Genomic DNA, 18,795 nt, shown 5'->3' with positions numbered 1-18,795 from the left:
GCCGAGCTCAGCCTAGTCCCGCTGCAGCGCCGCATCAATGGCCCTTGGCGCAGGACGGTGCGCGCGCTAGGACGAGGCGGCCTGGGAGAGACAAGATGAAGCCGCGCGACATGACCCGAGACTCGATTGCTACCGCCCGCACGCTGAACGAGGCCCTGCCCTTCCTCAAGCGCTACGAGGGCGCGACGGTCGTGATCAAGCTCGGCGGTCACGCGATGGGCTCGGACGAGGGCATGGCGAGTTTTGCCCGCGATGTCGTCCTGATGCGGCAGGTTGGCGTGAACCCGGTTGTGGTGCACGGCGGCGGGCCGATGATCAACGCGATGCTCGACCGGCTGGGGGTTGTCTCGGAATTTGTGAACGGCAAGCGTGTGACGGACACCGCGACGATGGAGATCGTCGAGATGGTCCTCTCGGGCTCGGTCAACAAACGTATCGTGCAGGCGATCTGCGCCGCGGGTGGCCGTGCGGTGGGTCTCAGCGGCAAGGACGCCGGCATGATCCGCTGCACCACGGCGGACCCCGCGCTTGGCCTCGTTGGCACGCCCGACCTCGTCGACCCGCAAATTCTGCGCGATCTGACCGCCGCAGGAGTGATCCCCGTCGTGGCGCCGCTTGGCTATGGCGCCGAGGGCGAGACTTTCAACATCAATGGCGACACGGCCGCCGGCGCCGTGGCGGCGGCGCTGATGGCGGACCGGCTCTTGCTTCTGACCGACGTGGCGGGCGTCAAGGACGGCAGCGGGCAGCTGGTGACCGAACTCACCGTGGACGCGGTGGCCGAATTGACGGCGGACGGCGTGATCGCGGGCGGGATGATCCCCAAGACCCAGACCGCCGTGAGCGCGATCCAGTCGGGCGTGCGGGCGGCGGTGATCCTCGACGGGCGTGCGCCCAACGCCTGCCTGCTCGAGCTCTTCACCGAGCACGGCGCGGGCTCGATCATCCGCCGGGCCTGAGCCTCGGGAGCCACGCAGACGTGATGCCCTGCCACATGGACCTCGCCGCCCCCGCGCGCCATCTTGTGTACCATGGAGTTTGAAGCGCTCATCCGCCTGCCCGTCTTTATCGGGCTCTTCGTGGTCCTTGCGGTGATCGAGGTCTACGCCCCGCGCCGCGTGCGTGTGCAGCCGCGGACAAGCCGCTGGGTCACGAACTGGGGCATGACGCTCCTCAATTTCGTGACGCTCCGCGCGCTGGCCTTTGCCCTGCCGCTGCTTGCCGTCGGCGCCGCGATGGACGCCGAGGCGCAGGGCTGGGGGCTGCTCAATGCGCTTGATTGGCCGCTGTGGCTCGAAGTCCTACTGACGATCCTGATCCTCGATTTCGCGATCTGGCTGCAGCACCTGATCACGCACAAGGTCCCGCTCCTGTGGCGGCTGCACCGGGTGCATCACGCGGATGTGGACCTCGATGTGACCACGGCGATCCGGTTCCACCCGGTGGAGATCGCGCTGTCGATGGTGCTCAAGGTCGGGCTCGTCTACCTGCTGGGACCAGCGGCGATTGCGGTGGTGCTGTTCGAGGTGCTGCTGAACGGGACGGCCATGTTCAACCACGCCAACATCCGCCTGCCTCTGTGGCTCGACGCGGTGGTGCGCCGGGTTCTGGTGACACCCGACATGCACCGCGTGCACCATTCGGTGCATCGGGCCGAGCATGACAGCAACTACGGCTTTGCGCTGTCGATCTGGGACCGCCTGTTTGGCACTTATATCGCGCAGCCGGCGGACGGACATGACGGGATGAAGACCGGGCTCGAATGGCAGGACACGCGCCCCTCCAAACTGGGATGGAGCCTGTGGCTGCCCTTCGCCAAACGATAGAGCGCGCGGCCGCGCCGCATGGGCTCATCTGGATGGGCGGGGTGCAGGAGGACGGCCAGACGCTGGTGCTGCTCGGGACGGGGCAGGGGTTCTGGCCTGTCTTCACGCGTGGCGCCGAGTATAACGATGGCATGCCCGATCCGCTCGACCGTTGGAGCACGCGCGTCCTGGGTAAGGTGGGCCAGGAGACCGGCGCGCGGGATGTCGCGTTTCCGTTTGGTGGCCCACCCTACGCGCCGTTCCTGCGGTGGGCGAGTGCGACGGGCGAGGCGTGGCAGAGCCCGGTGGGGATGCTCGTGCATGCCGAGGCCGGGCTGATGATTTCCTATCGCGGGGCGCTGGTGTTTGACGGAGCGCATACGCTGCCGGAGACGCCTGCGTCGCCATGTGAGCCCTGTGCTGCGCCCTGCGCGGATGCCTGCCCGGTCGACGCGCTGAGCGCACGCGATGGCTACGACGTGGCGGCCTGTCACGCGTTTCTCGACACGGACGCAGGGCAGGACTGCCTGAGCCGAGGCTGCAAGGCCCGCCGCGCCTGCCCGGTGAGCCAAGGCTTTGGCCGCGATCCGGCGCAATCGGCGTTTCACATGGCGGCGTTCCACCCGACATGACCCTGCGCCTCATCCTCATGCGGCACGCCAAGTCGAGCTGGGAGCATCCCGGCGAAGACTTTGACCGCCCCCTTAACCCACGCGGGCGCGCGGCGGCAGTGGCTCTGGGCGATTGGCTGCGCAGCGCGGGCCACCTGCCGGATGAAGTGCTGTGCTCGGGCGCGGCGCGCACGCGGGAGACGCTGGCGCTGCTCGGCCTCGAGACGAGCCCAAGCTTTCACGACGCACTTTACCTCGCGCCGCCGTCGATCCTGGGGCGTACACTGCGGCAGGCGCAGGGTGGGACGGTGCTGATGGTGGCGCACAATCCCGGCATTGCCGAATTTGCCGATGTTCTGGCGGAGACGCCCCCGGCGCATCCGCGGTTCTTTGACTATCCGACAGGGGCGACGCTGGTGCTCGACTTCAAGGCGCGGACCTGGGACGCGATCACGCAAGGAGGGGTGGTTGATTTCATCGTTCCGCGGGAGTTGGCGGGCTGACGTTGCCAACCTCAAACCTAATATACACCGCCTAAATCGAAGTGCCCGCCTGACAGGCACTGTCAGGCCGCGCCGCCCCCCCTGGGGCGGCGCGATTGCGCCACCCCGCGGGACGGCGCGTGCTCGTCCGTCTCGAAGACCTCAGGTTTCAAGTCACCTGACAGAGTAGACCAAACGAAAAGAGGCGCCGGATCGCTCCGACGCCTCCTCGCCTCAAGCCGGGTGCCCCCACCCAGTGCGCGGCGTATCTTGCCCGTTCAGTGACCCAAGATCTGGCTCAGGAAGAGCTTGGTCCGGTCGTTCTGCGGGTTCGTAAAGAACGGCTCGGGCTCGTTCTGCTCCACGATCTGACCCGCATCCATAAAGATCACGCGGTTCGCCACCTGACGGGCAAAGCCCATCTCGTGCGTCACGCAGAGCATCGTCATGCCCTCTTCGGCGAGCTGGATCATGGTGTCGAGCACCTCCTTGATCATCTCCGGGTCGAGCGCCGAGGTCGGCTCGTCAAAGAGCATGATCCGCGGACGCATGCAGAGCGAGCGGGCGATCGCCACACGCTGCTGCTGACCACCCGAAAGCTGGCCGGGGTACTTGTTCGCCTGATCGGGGATCTTGACCTTCTCGAGGAAGTGCATCGCCGTCTCTTCGGCTTCCTTCTTGGGTGTCTTGCGCACCCAGATCGGCGCAAGCGTGCAGTTCTCGAGGATCGTCAGATGCGGGAAGAGGTTGAAGTGCTGAAAGCACATGCCGACCTCGGAGCGGATCTTGTCGATGTTCTTGAGGTCCGACGACAGGAGCGTGCCGTCAACGGTGATCGAGCCCTTCTGGTGCTCTTCCAGCGCGTTGATGCAGCGGATCAGCGTCGACTTGCCAGAGCCCGACGGGCCACAGATCACGATCCGCTCGCCGCGGTACACCGTCAGGTCGATGTCGCGCAGCACGTGGAACGCGCCGTACCACTTGTTCATGTTCTGGATCGAGATCGCGACCTCGTCCGAGACGGCCATGGCCGCGGTGTTGACGGCCGCCAGCTCACTGGTGTCGGGAAGTTGGGTGTTGGGTTCCGTGGACATCAGATGCCCTCCTTAACGATGGTCGGTGGCGAGGCGACGCTCGAGCCACTGCGAGTATTGCGAGATGCCGTAGCAGGTGACGAAGAAGAGGAGTGAGGCAAAGCCCAAAAGCTCCCAGTAGACGCCGTTCCACTCGGTCGAGGCGAGGATCGGACCCCGGATCATGCCAAGCACGTCGAACATCGAGATCACCGACACCAGCGTCGTGTCCTTGAAAAGGCCAACGGCGATGTTAACGATCCCGGGGATCGAGATCTTGAGCGCCTGCGGCAGGATGATCAGGCGCATCGACTGCGCGTAATCGAGGCCGAGGCTGTCCGCGCCTTCGTACTGACCCTTCGGCAGGGCGGCGAGACCGCCCCGGATCACCTCGGCGATATAGGCCGAGGAGAACATTGTGATCATGATCACCACCCGCAGGAAGAGGTCCGTGGTCGTTCCCGGAGGGAAGAGGTAGGCCAGCATCACCGACGCCACGAAGAGGAGCGTGATCAGCGGCACACCCCGCACGAACTCGATGAAGACGACGCAAATCCACTTGATCAGCGGCATGTCCGACTGACGCCCCAGCGCCAGCGCAATCCCCAGCGGCACCGAAAGGGACACGCAGGTTATGCCGAGCATCATGTTCAGCATGAACCCGCCCAGGTCACGGGACGGCACCGGCGACAGCAATGCGTTCGACTGGTCTTCGGGGATGATGAACCCGCCAATCGTCCAGACCACAAAGGCAGCTACGATCCCGCCAAGGAACCCGACGGCGAAGTTGGTCTTGCCGAACCGGTCAAAGACGAAATAGGCGGCGACAAAACCGGCAGCGGCCACGATCGGGATCAGGACCGACCCGCCCCAGATCAGCCAATAGGCCACAAAGGGGAAGGCCGCGGTAAAGAACAGCAGCTTGCGCGGCAAGTCAAAGAACAGCACCGGCGCAATCGCGATCAGCATAAAGACGAACGCGAGATTGGGACGCCAGTACTGGTCGTTCGGATAGGTGAACCCGTAGATCAGCTGCGGCCAGCGCTCGGTCAGGACCGAGAAACAGCCACCCGTCGCGCCCTGCAGCACTTCGCGGCACTCGGCAAGGCTCGAGGTGTTCCAGACACCGCCAAAGAGCCATGGCAAGATCCCCGACAGGACGACGTAGATCGCGTAGAGCGCGACCACCGTCAGCAGGCCGTTGGTCCAGGTGGCAAAGAGGTTGTCCTTGATCCACTTGGTCGGCCCGACCGCGCTCGGGGGCGGCGGCGACGGCGGGATTTCTGCAGTCCGCACGAAGGCGGCGGAATGTGCGTGCATGTCGCTCATCTCAGCGCTCCTTCAGCTTGATCGAGGCGTTGTAGACGTTCATCACCGCCGAGATGACCAGCGACGCGGTCAGGTAGAACAGCATCAAGAGCAGGATGCACTCGATCGCGCGGCCGGTCTGGTTGAGCGTGATCCCCCCGAGCGTCGCGGTGATGTCGGCATAGCCGACCGCAATCGCCAGCGACGAGTTCTTGGTGATGTTGAGGTACTGCGAGATCAGCGGCGGGATGATGACCCGCAGTGCCTGCGGCAGCACGACAAGGTTCATGATGCGCCCGGGCCGCAAGCCAAGCGCGGCCGCCGCCTCGGTCTGGCCCTTGCTCACCGCCTGGATGCCGGCGCGCACGTTCTCGGCGATAAAGGCACCCGTGTAGATCGAGAGCGCGAACCAGAGCGCGATCAGCGGTCCACCGACCTTGATCCCGCCGGCAAAGTTGAAACCGCGCAGCGCGGGAATGTCGAACGTCAGACCCAGCGCGAGAAAGACGACGATGAGAGGACCGAACCAGATCGCAAGGTTGGTCAGCAGCGTCTTGGGGCGCTCGCCGGTGGCCTCCTGGATGCGCGTTGCCCGTGCGTTGACTGCTCGGGTCGCAAAGAAGGAGCCGGCGAGGATCGCGATGACCAGGAGGAGGTCGGCAAATCCGCCGAAGCCCCGCGTGAAATAGGGCTGCGGGATGTAGATACCGCGGTTGGTGAAGGCCGCAATGCCGAGGAACATCGACGCCTCGGGCTCGTCACCCCGGAAAGCCCGCGGTCCCGGCAGCACGGCAATCATGATCGTAAAGATGATGACGATCCAGATCAGCACCGGAATGTTGCGAAAGATCTCGACGTAGAACGACATCAACTTGGAGATCAGCCAGTTGTTCGACAGCCGCAGGACACCGGCGATCACACCGAACACCGTCGCCGTCAGGCAGGCGAGAAAGGCCACGAGCAGCGTGTTGAGGATGCCCACCAGCGCCGCCCTGGCGTGGGTCGACTGGCTCGAATAGTCGACAAGCGTCTGGTTGATGTCATAGCCCGCCGGGTTGCCCAGGAACTCGAACGAGATGTTGAGCCCGGCAGCGCGGAGGTTCTGAATGAGGTTGTTGCCCAGGTACCAAATCGACAGGGCCAGCACGATGGCGGCAATCGCTTGGAACGTGAGGGACCGGTAGCGGGTGTCGTTGAACAGCATCGACAGCTGGAACGACTCCCTCGGCGGGTCAGTCATCGTCGTCATGGAGGATCCCCGATTGTCAGCCCCTTGAGCGTGCGCCTTTTTCAGAGCGGGGCCGAGCGTTTTGTTGGCGCTGGATATGAAAAGGGCGTGGATTTCTCCACGCCCCCTTCAAAGTGCTTACCGGAACGGCGGCGAGTAGAGCAGGCCACCTTCGGTCCACAGGGCGTTGAGGCCACGTGCGAGACCGATCGGGGTCGATTCGCCGATGTTGGCTTCAAAGATTTCGCCGTAGTTGCCGCCGACGCCGATCGCCTTGGCCGCCCAGTCCGCCGGCAGGCCGAGCATCTCGCCCAGGTTGCCTTCGGTGCCGAGCAGACGGTTGATCTCGGGGTTGTTGGTGCCCGACATCATGTCGCCCATGTTGGCCGAGGTCACGCCGAGCTCTTCGGCGGTGATCAGCGCGTTCAGCGTCCAGCGGACGATGTCGCCCCAGTCGTTGTCGCCGTGACGTACGAGCGGGCCGAGCGGCTCTTTCGACACGATTTCCGGCAGAACAACGTGGTCGCCCGGCGCTTCGAAGGTGGCGCGCGTTGCGGCCAGACCCGAGGCGTCCGTGGTGTAGACGTCACATGCGCCAGCCAGGTACTGCTGCTGCGCTTCGGCGTTGGTTTCGATCGGAACCGGCTCGTAGCTGATGTTGTTCGAGCGGAAGAAGTCCGCCAGGTTCAGCTCGGTGGTGGTGCCGGTCTGGATGCAGACGGTCGCGCCGTCCAGCTCTTTGGCCGACGAGACGCCGAGCTCTTTGGGCACCATGAAGCCTTGGCCGTCATAGTAGTTGATGCCGGTGAATTCGAACTTCAGGTCCACGTCGCGCGAGAACGTCCAGGTCGTGTTCCGTGCGAGCATGTCGATCTCGCCCGAGGCGAGCGCGGTGAAGCGGGTCTTGCCGGTGGTCGGCACGAATTCGACGGCGTTCGGATCGTCGAGAACGGCGGCTGCAACGGCGCGGCACACGGCCACGTCAAAGCCTTTCCACTCACCGTTTGCGTCGGGCGCGGCGAAGCCGACCAGACCGGTGGTGACGCCACAGTTCAGCGTGCCGCGCGCTTTGACATCGTCAAGCGTGCCGGCAGCCGCTGCGCCAGCTGCGAGTGCCGCAACCGTTGCAATGCCGAAAAATACGGATTTTGTCATGTTGACCTCTTTGTTGTCTCCCCGAGGATTCGGACCGCCCCCGTGAGGGCGGGGACACGGAAACTCCCACTCCCGTGTGCACGGCGCCGACCATCAAGCACAGCCGGAAAGGGGTCAAGGAGAAATCCGGCGCGAAAGAAGGCTGCGCGCAGGGCGATACGTCGCAAGTGCTGCCCTTTTCGACTATGCCGGATTCGCCCACGTGCACGCCGAAAGGCACGGACAAAGCACTTTGACCGCCCGCGTGCCGGCCCGGAAACGGCTCGGGGCGGCAAAATTGCAAACGAATGCACCCATCGCGCGCTGAAATGGCAGTGATCACGGAAACTATGTCAGCGAAGTTGACCCAGTCAGCGCTACCAGCCGCACCGAGGGCGCACCGACCACTGCACCTTTTTGACCCGGCAGATTACGAATTGTGCACGCTCAGCGACAAAAAGCGCTCCGCGTGCAGGAATGCCGCTTTTTTCAGCGCCGCCTGTGATTCGGCCTCTGCGTCGGCGCCCCACAACTCTTGCTGCCAGAGCTCGTCGAGGCGGGAGATCGGCCAGGCCGCCTCCGCCGTCGTGTGCCCGCGCGCGACCGCGAGCCCCAGCACCAGAGAGCCGGAGAGCGACACCAGATCGTGCACCGCCGTCAGCTCGAAATCCGTGAACGCCGCCAGCGCACCCCGCGCCCGCGCCAGGCTCGCCTGAGGTTGCGCGACCGGCATGATCCCCGCCGTCGGGACAAGCGCAACGCCCAGCGCCTCCGCCCCCCAGGCAAGGTAGGGGTCCCACGCCTCCGCCTGCCGGCGCACCAGCCCGTCCGGCCCTTCGGCGCGGTAGCACAGCATGTCGTTCTCGGCATAATCGGCGAGCAGCGCCTCGACCTCCGCACGCTGCACCGCGACCTTGTCGAGTGCCGCATTGGCCGACCGGGTCACAGGCATCGAGATCGGGTCGATCTTGTCCTCCTGCGCGTCCCATTCGGCGGCCAGCGCCTCTGCCATGGCGCGCGTCGGCACGATCAGAGGCGCCTTGAGCGGCGTGCGCACGCCCCGCCCGTCAAGGTGCACGGTCCATCCCGCCTCGGCCTCGACCACGCGGGTTTCTGTCCAGAACCGCTTTGCCGCCCACTCGCTCATGTCCGCCTCCAGCGTTCGATCCAGCCCGGCAGGTCCGCGACCTCCGCCACGATGTCCGTCGCCGCGCTCAGCCGCGCGCGCGGATGATAGCCCCAGGCAACGCCCAGCCCCGTCACGCCAGCCGCCGCCGCCATTTCCATGTCAAAGGACGTGTCGCCGATCATCACCGTCTGCGCGGGCGTCACGCCCGTTGCGGCCATCGCGGCAAGGATCATCGACGGATGCGGCTTCGACGGATGATCGTCGGCGCATTGCAGCGTCACAAAGTGCCGGCGGATCCCGTGCCCATCCACGAGCGCGTCGAGCCCACGCAGGGACTTGCCCGTCGCCGTGCCGAGCAGCAGCGTCTCCTCACCGGCCAACGCATCGAGCACACCCCGGATCCCGGGATAAAGCGGCGAGCCGCCCCCCGCCGGCTGCGCCTGGCGCAGTCGCATATACTCGGCCTTGTAGGCATCCACCATCCGCGTGACCGTCTCCGCCGTCGCACCGACAGCGAGCCTCGAGATCGCCTGCGGTAGCGACAGCCCGACGATCCCGAGGATGTCGGCCCGCGTCGGCGGGGTCAGGTCCACGCGCGCAAACGCCGCCTCCATCGAGGCGACGATGTCCGCCTGGCTGTCGACCAGCGTGCCGTCGACGTCGAAAAGCACAAGGCTCAGCCCGCTCATCGCACGCTCTCGAACGGGTCGTCGGCGGCCAGATCCTCGGTCCAGCCGAGCGTCTCCCAGCTATAAGCCATATGCTCCGGCAGCGGCGCCGTCACGGTGAGCGGCTTGCCCGTCGAGGGATGCTCGAACGTCAGGCTCCGCGCGTGCAGGTGAAGCTTGCGGCTGATGAGCCCGCCGATCTGCGCACCCCACCCGTCGCCCAGGTTCTCCTGCGCCGAGCCGCCGTATTTGCCATCACCTGCAATCGGATGGCCCATTCCCGCCATATGCGCTCGCAGCTGGTGGGTACGTCCCGTCAGAGGCTCCATCGCGACCCAGGACGCGCGCCCCGCCACCCGGTAAAGCGTTGCGTAAAGCGTATGCGCCCGTTTGGCGCCCGGCGTGTCGTCGATCTCGCGCGGGTGCACGGGGATCATCTTTTCACCCTCACCCTTGGCGCCATGTCCGGGCGCTTTAACCAGCCCCGTCTTGATCTCCCCGAGGTAGGGCGTCGGTACGCCCGCGACCAAAGCCCAGTAGATCTTGCGCGTGTTCCGATGCCGAAAGGCTGCCGTCAGCTTGGACGCCGCCTGCCGCGTGCGCGCGAGCACCAGCACGCCCGAGGTATCCTTGTCGAGCCGGTGCACCAGCCGCGGCTTGTCCTCGTAGCCGAACTTGAGCGCCTCGCTGAGGCCATCGACATGCCGCGCCTGCCCGCTGCCGCCTTGCGTGGGCAGGCCCGAGGGCTTGTTCAGCACGATCAGATCATCATCACGGTAGAGCACGCAGGCTTCGATCATCCGCGCATCCGCGTCCGAGACCTTCGGCTTTTCCGTCGGCGGCGGCGCGGCCTTGTCCGGCACTGGCGGGATGCGCACGCTCTGCCCGGCCTCCAGCCGTGTGGCCGGTTTCACCCGCCCCCCCTCGACGCGCAGCTCACCCTTGCGGCACATCTTCTCGATCCGGCCTTGGGTCAGCTGCGGGTAGAGCCGTTTCAGCCAGCGGTCGATCCGCTGATCGGCGTCATCCGCGCCTACCTCGACGGTTTGCACCCCCGGCATCAGACGATCCCCCTCACCAGCGCGAACCCGGCAAAGCAGGCCAGGAGCGACAGGACCACCGACGCGCTGACATACCCCGCGGCAAAGGCCACCTGCCCGGCCTGCACCAGCTTGAGCGTGTCCAGCGAGAAGGCCGAGAACGTCGTGAACCCGCCCAGAAGGCCGGTCACCAGAAACGCCGCGAGACGGGGCTGCTCCGGCCCGGCGAGCACGCCCGCATAGAGCGCGCCGATCACGCACGAGCCGAGCACGTTCACGCCGAGCGTGCCGAACGGGAACGCCACGAGCTGCGTTGCGCCATACCTCAGCGCCGCGCCAAGCGCGCCGCCCAATGCCACATAGATCACCATCATGGCCTCCACCTGTGCCGCCCGCGCGCCGGTGTCAACCGCCCTGCCGCTTGGCCCTCAGCTGCGCGAAATAGTCGAGCCGTTTGCGCAGGTCCCGCTCGAACCCGCGCGCAACGGGGTCGTAGAACGCAGGCCGCTCCATCCCGTCCGGGAAGTAGTTCTGCCCCGAAAACCCGTCCTCGGCATCGTGGTCATAGGCGTATCCGGCGGCGTACCCCTGATCCTTCATCATCTGCGTGGGCGCGTTCAGGATATGCTTGGGCGGTGCGTGCGAGCCTGTCTGCTTCGCCGCCCGGCGCGCGGCCTTGTAAGCGTTGTAAGTGGCGTTGGATTTCGGCGCGAGCGCGAGGTAGACGAGCGCTTGCGCCAGCGCCAGCTCACCTTCGGGAGAGCCCAGCCGCTCGTAGGTTTGCCAGCTTTGCAGGCACACGTCCTGCGCCTGTGGGTCGGCAAGGCCGATGTCCTCCACCGCCATGCGCGTGATGCGGCGGGCGAGATAACGCGGGTCCTCGCCCCCTTCGAGCATGCGCGAAAACCAGTAGAGCGCTGCATCCGGGTCCGAGCCGCGCACCGATTTGTGCAGGGCCGAGATGAGGTTGTAATGCGCGTCGCCCGATTTGTCGTAGAGCGCTGCCCGGCGTGACAGCCGCTGCGCGAGGGCCTTTGCGTCCAGCGGAGTGTCCACGGTCCAAGCTGCCACTTGCTCGATCAAGTTGAGGAGCGCCCGGCCGTCGCCGTCTGCCATCTCCTGCATCTGCTCCCGCGCCTCACCGTTGAGCGGCAGCTTCACACCCAGCTGCGTCTCGGCGCGTTGGGTGAGGTGTTCCAGCTCGGCGAGGCTCAGCCGTTCGAGCACCAGCACCTGCGCACGCGAGAGCAGCGCGGCGTTGAGCTCGAACGACGGGTTCTCCGTCGTCGCGCCCACGAGCACGATGGTGCCGTCCTCCATATGCGGCAGGAAACTGTCCTGCTGGGCTTTGTTGAACCGGTGGATCTCGTCCACGAAAAGCAGCGTCCCGCGCCCCATGCGGCGGGTCTGGCGCGCGGTCTCGAACACTTTCTTCAGCTCAGCCACACCGGAAAAAATCGCGCTGATCTGGACAAAAGCGAGGTCCGTCTCGTCCGCGAGCAGCCGCGCGATGGTTGTCTTACCCACACCGGGTGGTCCCCAGAACACCAGCGAGGTCAGCGCGCCCGCGTCGAGCATCACGCGCAGCGGCGCGTCGGCGCCAAGCACTTGGGCTTGGCCGATCACCTCCGCAAGGCTCGCAGGGCGCAGCCGGTCCGCGAGCGGACGCGTTGTGCTGCCCGCGTTCACCGCGCCCGGAGTATCAAACAGGTCCGCCATCTGCCACTTTCTGCGCCGATTCTAGTCTTCGGTATGCGGAGCGTTGCCGCCGATTGCAACGCGCCCGGCGGAACCCGGCCCCGGCCCGGGCCGTTTTCCCATCAAAGCAAAAGGAGATCATCATGGCTGACCGACACAGGTCCCAGGACGGCACCCGCGAAACCGAAGAGTATCTCGACGACGAAGCCACCCCCAGCCAGCAAGGCCGGGCGGACGGCAACCTCGAACGCAAGGTCGGCACGCGCGACACGCTCAAGCGCGCCAAGGACGACCGCGCCGGCGCGACGCGCGTGCAAAAATCGGACGAGGCCGGCGAAGGCAATCTCGGCGGGCATCACGGCACCGGCACGGAGAAGGACTGACATGGCACGGCTCAAGAACGACACGCTCATCGTGGTGGCGGACAGCGAAAAGGCGCTGTTCCTGCGCAACCTGACCGACCACGCCGACCCGAATTTCGACGTGACGGACACGCACGCGGAAGAGAACCCTTCGGATATCGAGCAATCGGCAAACCGGCCCGGGCGCATGCCAGACACGGGCGCGGGCCAGCGTTCCGCCCTCGACGACACCGATTGGCACGAGCTGCAGAAAGAGCGCTTTGCCAAGGACCTTGCCGACCGGCTCTACAAGGATGCGCATGCGGGCGGGTTCGACCGGCTTGTTCTCGTCGCATCACCACAGGTGCTGGGCGTTCTTCGGGACGAGATGCACAAGGAGGTCGCGGACCGTGTGGTGGCCGAAGTGCCGAAGACGCTGACCAACCACCCGGTCGACGAGATCGAGGACCTGGTCAAACGTGAGCTCGACGCTGCCTGACACCCAAAAATCCAACCCCAAGAACGAAAAAGGCCCCGCGCGTCTCCGCCGGGGCCTTTTTGTAAGCGTATCGCTGTGAGCCTCAGCTCTCGGCGGCTTCTTCCTCGGCGAGGCGCGCTTTGTCGGCGGCGCCCTTGGCATCGACGTCGCGGTCGACAAATTCGATGATCGCCATCGGTGCCATGTCGCCGTAGCGGAAGCCTGCCTTCATCACGCGGATGTAGCCGCCCGGACGGTCGGCCATGCGGGGGCCGAGCACGTCAAAGAGTTTGGCCACGTGCATGTCCTGCTTGAGCTGCGCGCGGGCCTGACGGCGGGCGTGCAGATCGCCGCGCTTGGCGAGCGTGATCAGCTTTTCGACGATCGGGCGCAGTTCCTTGGCCTTGGGCAGGGTCGTCTTGATCTGTTCGTGTTCGATCAGGCTGCCGGCCATGTTGGCAAAGAGGGCCTTGCGGTGTTCGTGGGTGCGGTTGAGGCGGCGGTATCCGCGAGCGTGACGCATGTTTCTTACTCCAATTGGGTGCCCTCTACGGGCGTTTTTGCTTTGTCCGGCAGCCGATGCGTGTCAGCTGCTCTCCTTGGGGCGGGGTGCCCGGGTGCCGCGGGATGGGTGAAATCACCCATCCTACGGGGTGATGCAAAGTAGGTGGGTGGTTCTACCCATCCTGGCGTTTAGAACGAATCCTCGAATTTCTTGGCGAGGTCTTCGATGTTGTCGGGCGGCCAGTCCTCGACGTCCATGCCGAGGTGCAGACCCATGCCCGACAGCACTTCCTTGATCTCGTTCAAGGACTTGCGGCCAAAGTTCGGCGTGCGCAGCATCTCTGCTTCGGTCTTCTGGATGAGATCGCCGATGTAGACGATGTTGTCGTTCTTGAGGCAGTTGGCCGACCGCACGCTGAGCTCCAGTTCGTCCACCTTCTTGAGCAGAAGCGGGTTGAACTCGAGGCCGTCGTCTTCCTGCGCGGCTTGCGCCGATTCCGGCTCGTCGAAGTTGACGAAGATCGACAGCTGGTCCTGCAGGATCCGCGCGGCGTAGGCCACGGCGTCATCCGGCGTGATCGAGCCGTCGGTCTCGATCTTCATCGTGAGCTTGTCATAGTCGAGCACCTGCCCCTCGCGGGTGGGTTGCACGTCGTAGCTGACTTTCTTGACAGGCGAGTAGATCGCGTCGATCGGGATCAAGCCGATGGGCGCGTCTTCGGGCTTGTTCTTGTCGGCAGCGACGTAGCCTTTGCCGATGTTGACCGTGAGCTCCATGTAGACATCCGCGCCCTCGTCGAGGTGGCAGATCACGTGCTCGCGGTTCAGAACGTCGATGCCCGCGCTGTCGGAGATGTCGCCGGCGGTGACGACACCCGGACCCTTGGCCTGAATCGACAGGCGCTTGGGCCCTTCGACTTCCATGCGCAGGGCGACGCCCTTGAGGTTGAGGATGATGTCGGTGACATCTTCGCGCACGCCCGAAACGGACGAAAACTCGTGCAGGACGTTGTCGATCTGCACCGAGGTGATGGCTGCGCCTTGCAGCGAGGACAGCAGAACGCGGCGCAGCGCGTTGCCGAGCGTCAGGCCAAAGCCGCGCTCGAGCGGTTCGGCCACGACGGTGGCCTGCCGCATCGGATCGTTGCCCGGCTTAACTTCCAACTGCGTTGGTTTGATAAGCTCGGCCCAGTTTTTATGGATCATCTAAAACCCTCCATGCCTGCAAAGTGCCCGGATCCTTGGCGCTTCGCTCCCGAGGTTGATCTGCTATAAGGCGCCCCGCAAAAGGAGCGCCCGGAACGCTTAGACGCGGCGGCGCTTTGGCGGGCGGCAGCCGTTGTGCGCGATCGGCGTCACGTCACGGATGGACGTGATGTTGAAGCCGACGGCGGCCAGCGCGCGCAGCGCCGATTCGCGGCCGGAGCCGGGGCCCTGCACTTCGACTTCGAGCGTCTTCACGCCGTGTTCCTGCGCCTTCTTGCCGGCGTCTTCGGCGGCCATTTGCGCGGCGTAGGGCGTCGACTTGCGCGAGCCCTTGAAGCCCATCGTGCCGGCGGACGACCACGAGATCGCGTTGCCTTGCACGTCGGAGATGAGAATTTTGGTGTTGTTGAAAGAGGAGTTCACATGCGCAACGCCAGCGGCGATGTTCTTGGAAACCTTCTTCTTCGTACGGCGGGTGTCACGAGCCATCTCAGCGCCCCCTTATTTCTTTTTGCCAGCGATGGGTTTCGCCGGGCCTTTGCGGGTGCGCGCGTTGGTGTGCGTGCGTTGGCCGCGGACCGGCAGGTTGCGGCGGTGGCGCAGGCCACGGTAGCAGCCAAGGTCCATCAGGCGCTTGATGTTCATCTGCACTTCGCGGCGCAGGTCACCTTCGACGGTGTAGTTCGCGTCGATGTGCTCACGCAGCTGCAGCACTTCGCTGTCGCTGAGCTCGTTCACGCGGCGGGTCGGCTCGATGCCGACGGCCTCGCAGATGGCTTTTGCGGAAGTGTGGCCGATGCCTGTCACGTATGTCAGCGCGATCGGGACGCGCTTGCCGGTGGGGATGTTGACCCCGGAAATACGAGCCAATTTCGTAGTCCTTATGATGCGAGCCCGTCATTCCAGGCCCTTTTTTCACAACCAAAGCCCGAGGCGTTTCAGCGCTTCGGGCTTCACGATCTTGAGGTGGTCTGAGATGCGCATCGCGATCGCCCATCTCGTCCTGCGCCCGTCGGGGAGTGGCGATTCCCCTCGGAGATACGGGCAGGTAAGGGTTGCGCGGAGTGCCGTCAACCCTGAAAGCCTATCGAACGGCAAAGCCCGCGCCGAGGGATCGGGCGCGGGCTTGCAACGTGCCTAAACGTTGGAGGTCCGGGCGGCTGCCTGGACGTTTGGGCAAAGGGGTCAGTGCCGGGCGAACCAGCTGTCCACCTCTTGCTCGGCCTCTTCTTTGGCCTTGCCGTATCTTTCCTGCACGAGGCCGACCAGCTTGGTGCGGTCGCCTTCTGCCTGATCGAGATCGTCATCGGTGAGCTTGCCCCACTGGGCCTGTGCGTCACCTTTGAGTTGCTTCCATTGGCCTTGGATTTGGTCCCAATTCATAGCTTGGCTCCTTTCCAGTTTGTTCAATCAACAAACGCAGAGCCAAGCGGGCCGTTCCCAGGTCTCCGGGTATTTTGCACAAGTGCCGGCGTCAGGCGGGCAGCGCGCCCGCGATGCGGTCTTTGACCTCGTCGATGGTCCCGAGGCCGTCGACCGATTTGAGATCGCCCTTGGCGTAGTAATAGCCGATCAGGGGCGAGGTCTTTTTGTAATACTCCATCAGCCGCGTCTTCATGCTTTCCGCGTTGTCGTCGGCACGGACGGGTTTGCCGGCGGCCGCCGCCTCGAGACCGCGGTTGACCACGCGCTCGACAAGCACATCGTCGTTGACGCGCATCTCGACCACTGCGTCGAGCTTTTGGCCGACCTCTTCGAGCAGCGCCGCGAGGGCGTCCGCCTGCGGCAGCGTCCGCGGGAAGCCGTCAAAGATGAAGCCGCCGCCAGCATCGCCTTGCAGCTTTTCGCGGATCAGACCGATGACGATCTCGTCGGTGACAAGCTCTCCTGCATCCATGATCGCGGCGACGCGCTTGCCCATTTCGGTGCCGGAGGTGCGCGCCTCGCGGAGCATGTCGCCGGTCGAAAGCTGGATCATGCCGCGTTCGTCGACGAGGATTTGCGCTTGCGTACCTTTCCCGGCGCCGGGAGGACCCAGCAGAATGATGTTCATGGATGTGTCCCCCCCGTGAGGTCTTTGTTGGCGACGCCCGCTTACCGACGTGTCGGCGCGCGCTTGCCCTTTTTGCGTGCTCCGCCGCGTCCGCGCAACTGCGACTTTTGAATGAGCCCTTCGTATTGGTGCGCGAGGAGGTGCGATTGGACCTGCTGGATCGTGTCCATCGCCACCGACACCACGATCAGCACCGATGTGCCGCCAAAGTAGAAGGGAATCGCCAGTTGACCGCGCAGGATCTCGGGCAAGAGACAAACCGCCGCCAGATACCCCGAGCCGAGCACGAGGATGCGGTTGACCACGTATTCGAGGTACTGCGCCGTCTTCTCGCCGGGGCGGATGCCGGGCACAAAGCCGTTCTGGTTCTTGAGGTTCTCGGCCACGTCATCGACCTTGAACGACACGTTGAACGTGTAGAAGTATGCGAAGAAGATGATCATCGCCGCGAAGAAGAGCAGGTAGAGCGGCTGGCCGGGGCCGAAATAGGCGAGGATCGTCGACATGATCGGCCCGGTCTGCTGGCCAGAGAAGGTCGAGATCGTCACGGGCAACAGCAGCAGCGACGAGGCAAAGATCGCGGGGATCACGCCCGACGGGTTGACCTTGACCGGCAGGTGCGACTGCTGCGCCTCGGTCATCTTCATCCCCACCTGGCGGCGCGGATACTGGATCGTGATCTTGCGCAAGGAGCGCTCCATGAACACGACGAACATGATCACCGCGATGACCATCACGATCACACCGACGATGACCGCCGGGCTCAGCGCGCCCGACCGGCCGCTGGCAAAGAATTGCGCGAGCGCAGAGGGGATCTCGGCGATGATGCCGACATAGATGATGAGCGAGATACCGTTGCCGACCCCGCGGGCGGTGATCTGCTCACCGAGCCACATCAGGAACATGGTGCCGCCCACCAGCGTGATCACGCAGGACGCGCGGAAGAACCAGCCAGGATCGGTCACAAGGTTGCCCGCCTCGAGGCTCACAGCCAGGCCGTATGCTTGGAAAATCGCAAGGATCACAGTGCCGTAGCGCGTGTACTGGTTGATCTTCTTGCGGCCCTGCTCGCCCTCTTTCTTGAGCTGCTCGAGCTTGGGAACCATCGAGGTCAGGAGCTGCACGATGATCGAGGCCGAGATGTAGGGCATGATCCCCAGAGCAAAGATGCCCATCCGCCCCAGCGCGCCGCCGGTGAACATCGTCAGGATGCCGCCGATGCCCTGGCTTGCCTGCTCCATGAACTCGCGCAGCGCGCCGCCGTCGATGCCAGGCACAGGGATGAATGTCCCGAGCCGGTAGACGATCAAAAGTCCAAGGGTAAAGAGGATGCGGTTGCGAAGGTCCGTGGCCTTGCCGAACGCCGACCAGGACGTGTTGGCGGCCATCTGCTCTGCTGCGGATACCATGCGGGTCTCTCTGTCAGGCAAACGCCGCCGTCACCGTGTGAAACGGCGCGGCGGCGTGTGTTTCAACAAACGTCTGAGACATGTAAGCGGAGCGCTGCCCGGTCACAAGTCACAAGGTGCTGGTGGTCGCTCACGCGACGGTCAGGCTGCCGCCGGCTTTCTCGACCGCATCGACGGCCGATTTCGACGCGCCGGTCACGGTGATCGTTGCCTTGGCGGTGATCTCGCCCTTGGCCAGCACGCGGATGCCGTCGAGTTTGCGGCGCACCAGACCAGACTCGATCAGCGTGTCCTCAGTGATGTTCGCGGCATCAAGCTTGCCCGCGTCGATGAACTTCTGGATCAGGCCCAGGTTCGTGACGGCGTATTCCTTGCGGTTCGGCTTGTTGAAGCCGCGCTTGGGAAGGCGTTGGTAGAGCGGCATCTGGCCGCCCTCGTAGCCGTTGATCGCCACGCCCGAGCGCGACTTCTGGCCCTTGATCCCGCGGCCTGCGGTCTTGCCCATGCCGGAGCCGGGACCACGGCCGACGCGTTTCTTGCGTTTCGTGGCGCCTGGGTTGTCGGCGATTTCATTGAGTTTCATCGTGCTTCTCCTCTGGCCGGAACACCTCCCCGGTGAAGCTGGTGG

At 64.8% G+C, this 18,795-nt stretch carries 23 protein-coding genes; 6 read left to right on the top strand and 17 right to left on the bottom strand.

What is annotated here, in order from left to right; translation table 11 throughout:
- Positions 1-95: 95 nt before the first annotated feature.
- From argB to ACU0B3_RS11725, 4 genes are all read left to right on the top strand, one after another.
- Positions 96-959 carry an acetylglutamate kinase gene (gene argB, locus ACU0B3_RS11740; RefSeq protein ID WP_446261044.1) on the top strand — a complete coding sequence of 288 codons (864 nt, stop codon included), beginning with the start codon at positions 96-98 and terminating at the stop codon, positions 957-959.
- Between the two features lie 72 nt (positions 960-1,031).
- The gene (locus tag ACU0B3_RS11735) at positions 1,032-1,826 is read left to right on the top strand and encodes a sterol desaturase family protein (protein WP_446261043.1); all 795 of its coding nucleotides are present in this window, start codon (positions 1,032-1,034) and stop codon (positions 1,824-1,826) included.
- Positions 1,793-2,437, top strand: a complete 645-nt coding sequence (locus tag ACU0B3_RS11730) for a ferredoxin (protein ID WP_446261042.1) — start codon at positions 1,793-1,795, stop codon at positions 2,435-2,437. Before ACU0B3_RS11735 ends, ACU0B3_RS11730 begins: the two co-directional genes overlap by 34 nt.
- On the top strand, positions 2,434-2,919 hold the full coding sequence (locus ACU0B3_RS11725; protein WP_446261041.1) for a SixA phosphatase family protein: 486 nt from the start codon (positions 2,434-2,436) through the stop codon (positions 2,917-2,919). The genes ACU0B3_RS11730 and ACU0B3_RS11725 overlap by 4 nt, the downstream gene beginning before the upstream one ends.
- Before the next feature lie 257 nt (positions 2,920-3,176).
- Here ACU0B3_RS11725 and ACU0B3_RS11720 read toward each other — a convergent pair whose 3' ends face one another.
- The 9 genes from ACU0B3_RS11720 to ACU0B3_RS11680 form a co-directional block, all read right to left on the bottom strand.
- Positions 3,177-3,926 carry an amino acid ABC transporter ATP-binding protein gene (locus ACU0B3_RS11720; protein ID WP_446261453.1) on the bottom strand — a complete coding sequence of 250 codons (750 nt, stop codon included), beginning with the start codon at positions 3,924-3,926 and terminating at the stop codon, positions 3,177-3,179.
- A 78-nt stretch (positions 3,927-4,004) separates the two neighbouring features.
- Positions 4,005-5,300, bottom strand: coding sequence for an amino acid ABC transporter permease (locus ACU0B3_RS11715; RefSeq protein ID WP_446261040.1), 1,296 nt, complete (start codon positions 5,298-5,300; stop codon positions 4,005-4,007).
- Position 5,301: 1 nt separating this feature from the next.
- On the bottom strand, positions 5,302-6,528 hold the full coding sequence (locus tag ACU0B3_RS11710) for an amino acid ABC transporter permease (RefSeq protein WP_446261039.1): 1,227 nt from the start codon (positions 6,526-6,528) through the stop codon (positions 5,302-5,304).
- 117 nt (positions 6,529-6,645) lie between these two features.
- Positions 6,646-7,662 carry an amino acid ABC transporter substrate-binding protein gene (locus tag ACU0B3_RS11705; protein ID WP_446261038.1) on the bottom strand — a complete coding sequence of 339 codons (1,017 nt, stop codon included), beginning with the start codon at positions 7,660-7,662 and terminating at the stop codon, positions 6,646-6,648.
- 409 nt (positions 7,663-8,071) lie between these two features.
- Positions 8,072-8,788 carry an ATP12 family chaperone protein gene (locus ACU0B3_RS11700; protein ID WP_446261037.1) on the bottom strand — a complete coding sequence of 239 codons (717 nt, stop codon included), beginning with the start codon at positions 8,786-8,788 and terminating at the stop codon, positions 8,072-8,074.
- Positions 8,785-9,459: an HAD-IA family hydrolase gene (locus ACU0B3_RS11695; RefSeq protein ID WP_446261036.1), complete on the bottom strand. Its 675-nt coding sequence runs from the start codon at positions 9,457-9,459 to the stop codon at positions 8,785-8,787. Before ACU0B3_RS11695 ends, ACU0B3_RS11700 begins: the two co-directional genes overlap by 4 nt.
- A complete protein-coding gene (locus ACU0B3_RS11690) occupies positions 9,456-10,499 on the bottom strand; it encodes an RluA family pseudouridine synthase (protein ID WP_446261035.1) in 1,044 nt (347 codons plus the stop codon). Before ACU0B3_RS11690 ends, ACU0B3_RS11695 begins: the two co-directional genes overlap by 4 nt.
- Positions 10,499-10,852 carry a fluoride efflux transporter FluC gene (locus tag ACU0B3_RS11685; RefSeq protein WP_446261034.1) on the bottom strand — a complete coding sequence of 118 codons (354 nt, stop codon included), beginning with the start codon at positions 10,850-10,852 and terminating at the stop codon, positions 10,499-10,501. Before ACU0B3_RS11685 ends, ACU0B3_RS11690 begins: the two co-directional genes overlap by 1 nt.
- A 31-nt stretch (positions 10,853-10,883) precedes the next feature.
- A complete protein-coding gene (locus ACU0B3_RS11680) occupies positions 10,884-12,197 on the bottom strand; it encodes a replication-associated recombination protein A (protein WP_446261033.1) in 1,314 nt (437 codons plus the stop codon).
- Positions 12,198-12,319: 122 nt separating this feature from the next.
- On the opposite strand from ACU0B3_RS11680, the gene ACU0B3_RS11675 reads away from it, so the two are divergent.
- Both ACU0B3_RS11675 and ACU0B3_RS11670 read left to right on the top strand, forming a co-directional pair.
- Positions 12,320-12,559 carry a hypothetical protein gene (locus ACU0B3_RS11675; protein WP_446261032.1) on the top strand — a complete coding sequence of 80 codons (240 nt, stop codon included), beginning with the start codon at positions 12,320-12,322 and terminating at the stop codon, positions 12,557-12,559.
- 1 nt (position 12,560) lies between these two features.
- On the top strand, positions 12,561-13,016 hold the full coding sequence (locus ACU0B3_RS11670; protein WP_446261031.1) for a host attachment family protein: 456 nt from the start codon (positions 12,561-12,563) through the stop codon (positions 13,014-13,016).
- Between the two features lie 82 nt (positions 13,017-13,098).
- Here ACU0B3_RS11670 and rplQ read toward each other — a convergent pair whose 3' ends face one another.
- From rplQ to rplO, 8 genes are all read right to left on the bottom strand, one after another.
- Positions 13,099-13,518, bottom strand: coding sequence for a 50S ribosomal protein L17 (gene rplQ, locus ACU0B3_RS11665; RefSeq protein ID WP_446261030.1), 420 nt, complete (start codon positions 13,516-13,518; stop codon positions 13,099-13,101).
- A 170-nt stretch (positions 13,519-13,688) separates the two neighbouring features.
- Positions 13,689-14,705, bottom strand: a complete 1,017-nt coding sequence (locus tag ACU0B3_RS11660; RefSeq protein WP_446261029.1) for a DNA-directed RNA polymerase subunit alpha — start codon at positions 14,703-14,705, stop codon at positions 13,689-13,691.
- 99 nt (positions 14,706-14,804) lie between these two features.
- Entirely contained in the window at positions 14,805-15,194 is a 390-nt protein-coding gene (gene rpsK, locus ACU0B3_RS11655) for a 30S ribosomal protein S11 (protein WP_446261028.1), read from the bottom strand.
- A gap of 12 nt (positions 15,195-15,206) precedes the next feature.
- Positions 15,207-15,575: a 30S ribosomal protein S13 gene (gene rpsM, locus ACU0B3_RS11650; RefSeq protein ID WP_446261027.1), complete on the bottom strand. Its 369-nt coding sequence runs from the start codon at positions 15,573-15,575 to the stop codon at positions 15,207-15,209.
- A gap of 315 nt (positions 15,576-15,890) precedes the next feature.
- Positions 15,891-16,088, bottom strand: a complete 198-nt coding sequence (locus ACU0B3_RS11645) for a CsbD family protein (protein ID WP_446261026.1) — start codon at positions 16,086-16,088, stop codon at positions 15,891-15,893.
- Between the two features lie 91 nt (positions 16,089-16,179).
- Positions 16,180-16,758 (bottom strand): adenylate kinase, encoded by a 579-nt coding sequence (locus ACU0B3_RS11640; protein ID WP_446261025.1) that lies wholly within the window; start codon positions 16,756-16,758, stop codon positions 16,180-16,182.
- 41 nt (positions 16,759-16,799) lie between these two features.
- Positions 16,800-18,167: a preprotein translocase subunit SecY gene (gene secY, locus ACU0B3_RS11635; protein WP_446261024.1), complete on the bottom strand. Its 1,368-nt coding sequence runs from the start codon at positions 18,165-18,167 to the stop codon at positions 16,800-16,802.
- 130 nt (positions 18,168-18,297) lie between these two features.
- Positions 18,298-18,750: a 50S ribosomal protein L15 gene (rplO, locus tag ACU0B3_RS11630; protein WP_446261023.1), complete on the bottom strand. Its 453-nt coding sequence runs from the start codon at positions 18,748-18,750 to the stop codon at positions 18,298-18,300.
- Positions 18,751-18,795 lie beyond the last annotated feature (45 nt).

The sequence above is a fragment of the Pseudaestuariivita sp. genome (genome assembly GCF_052825805.1).
The sequence above is the reverse complement of the archived record's forward strand: the minus strand, read 5'-3'. Positions and strand labels throughout refer to the sequence as shown.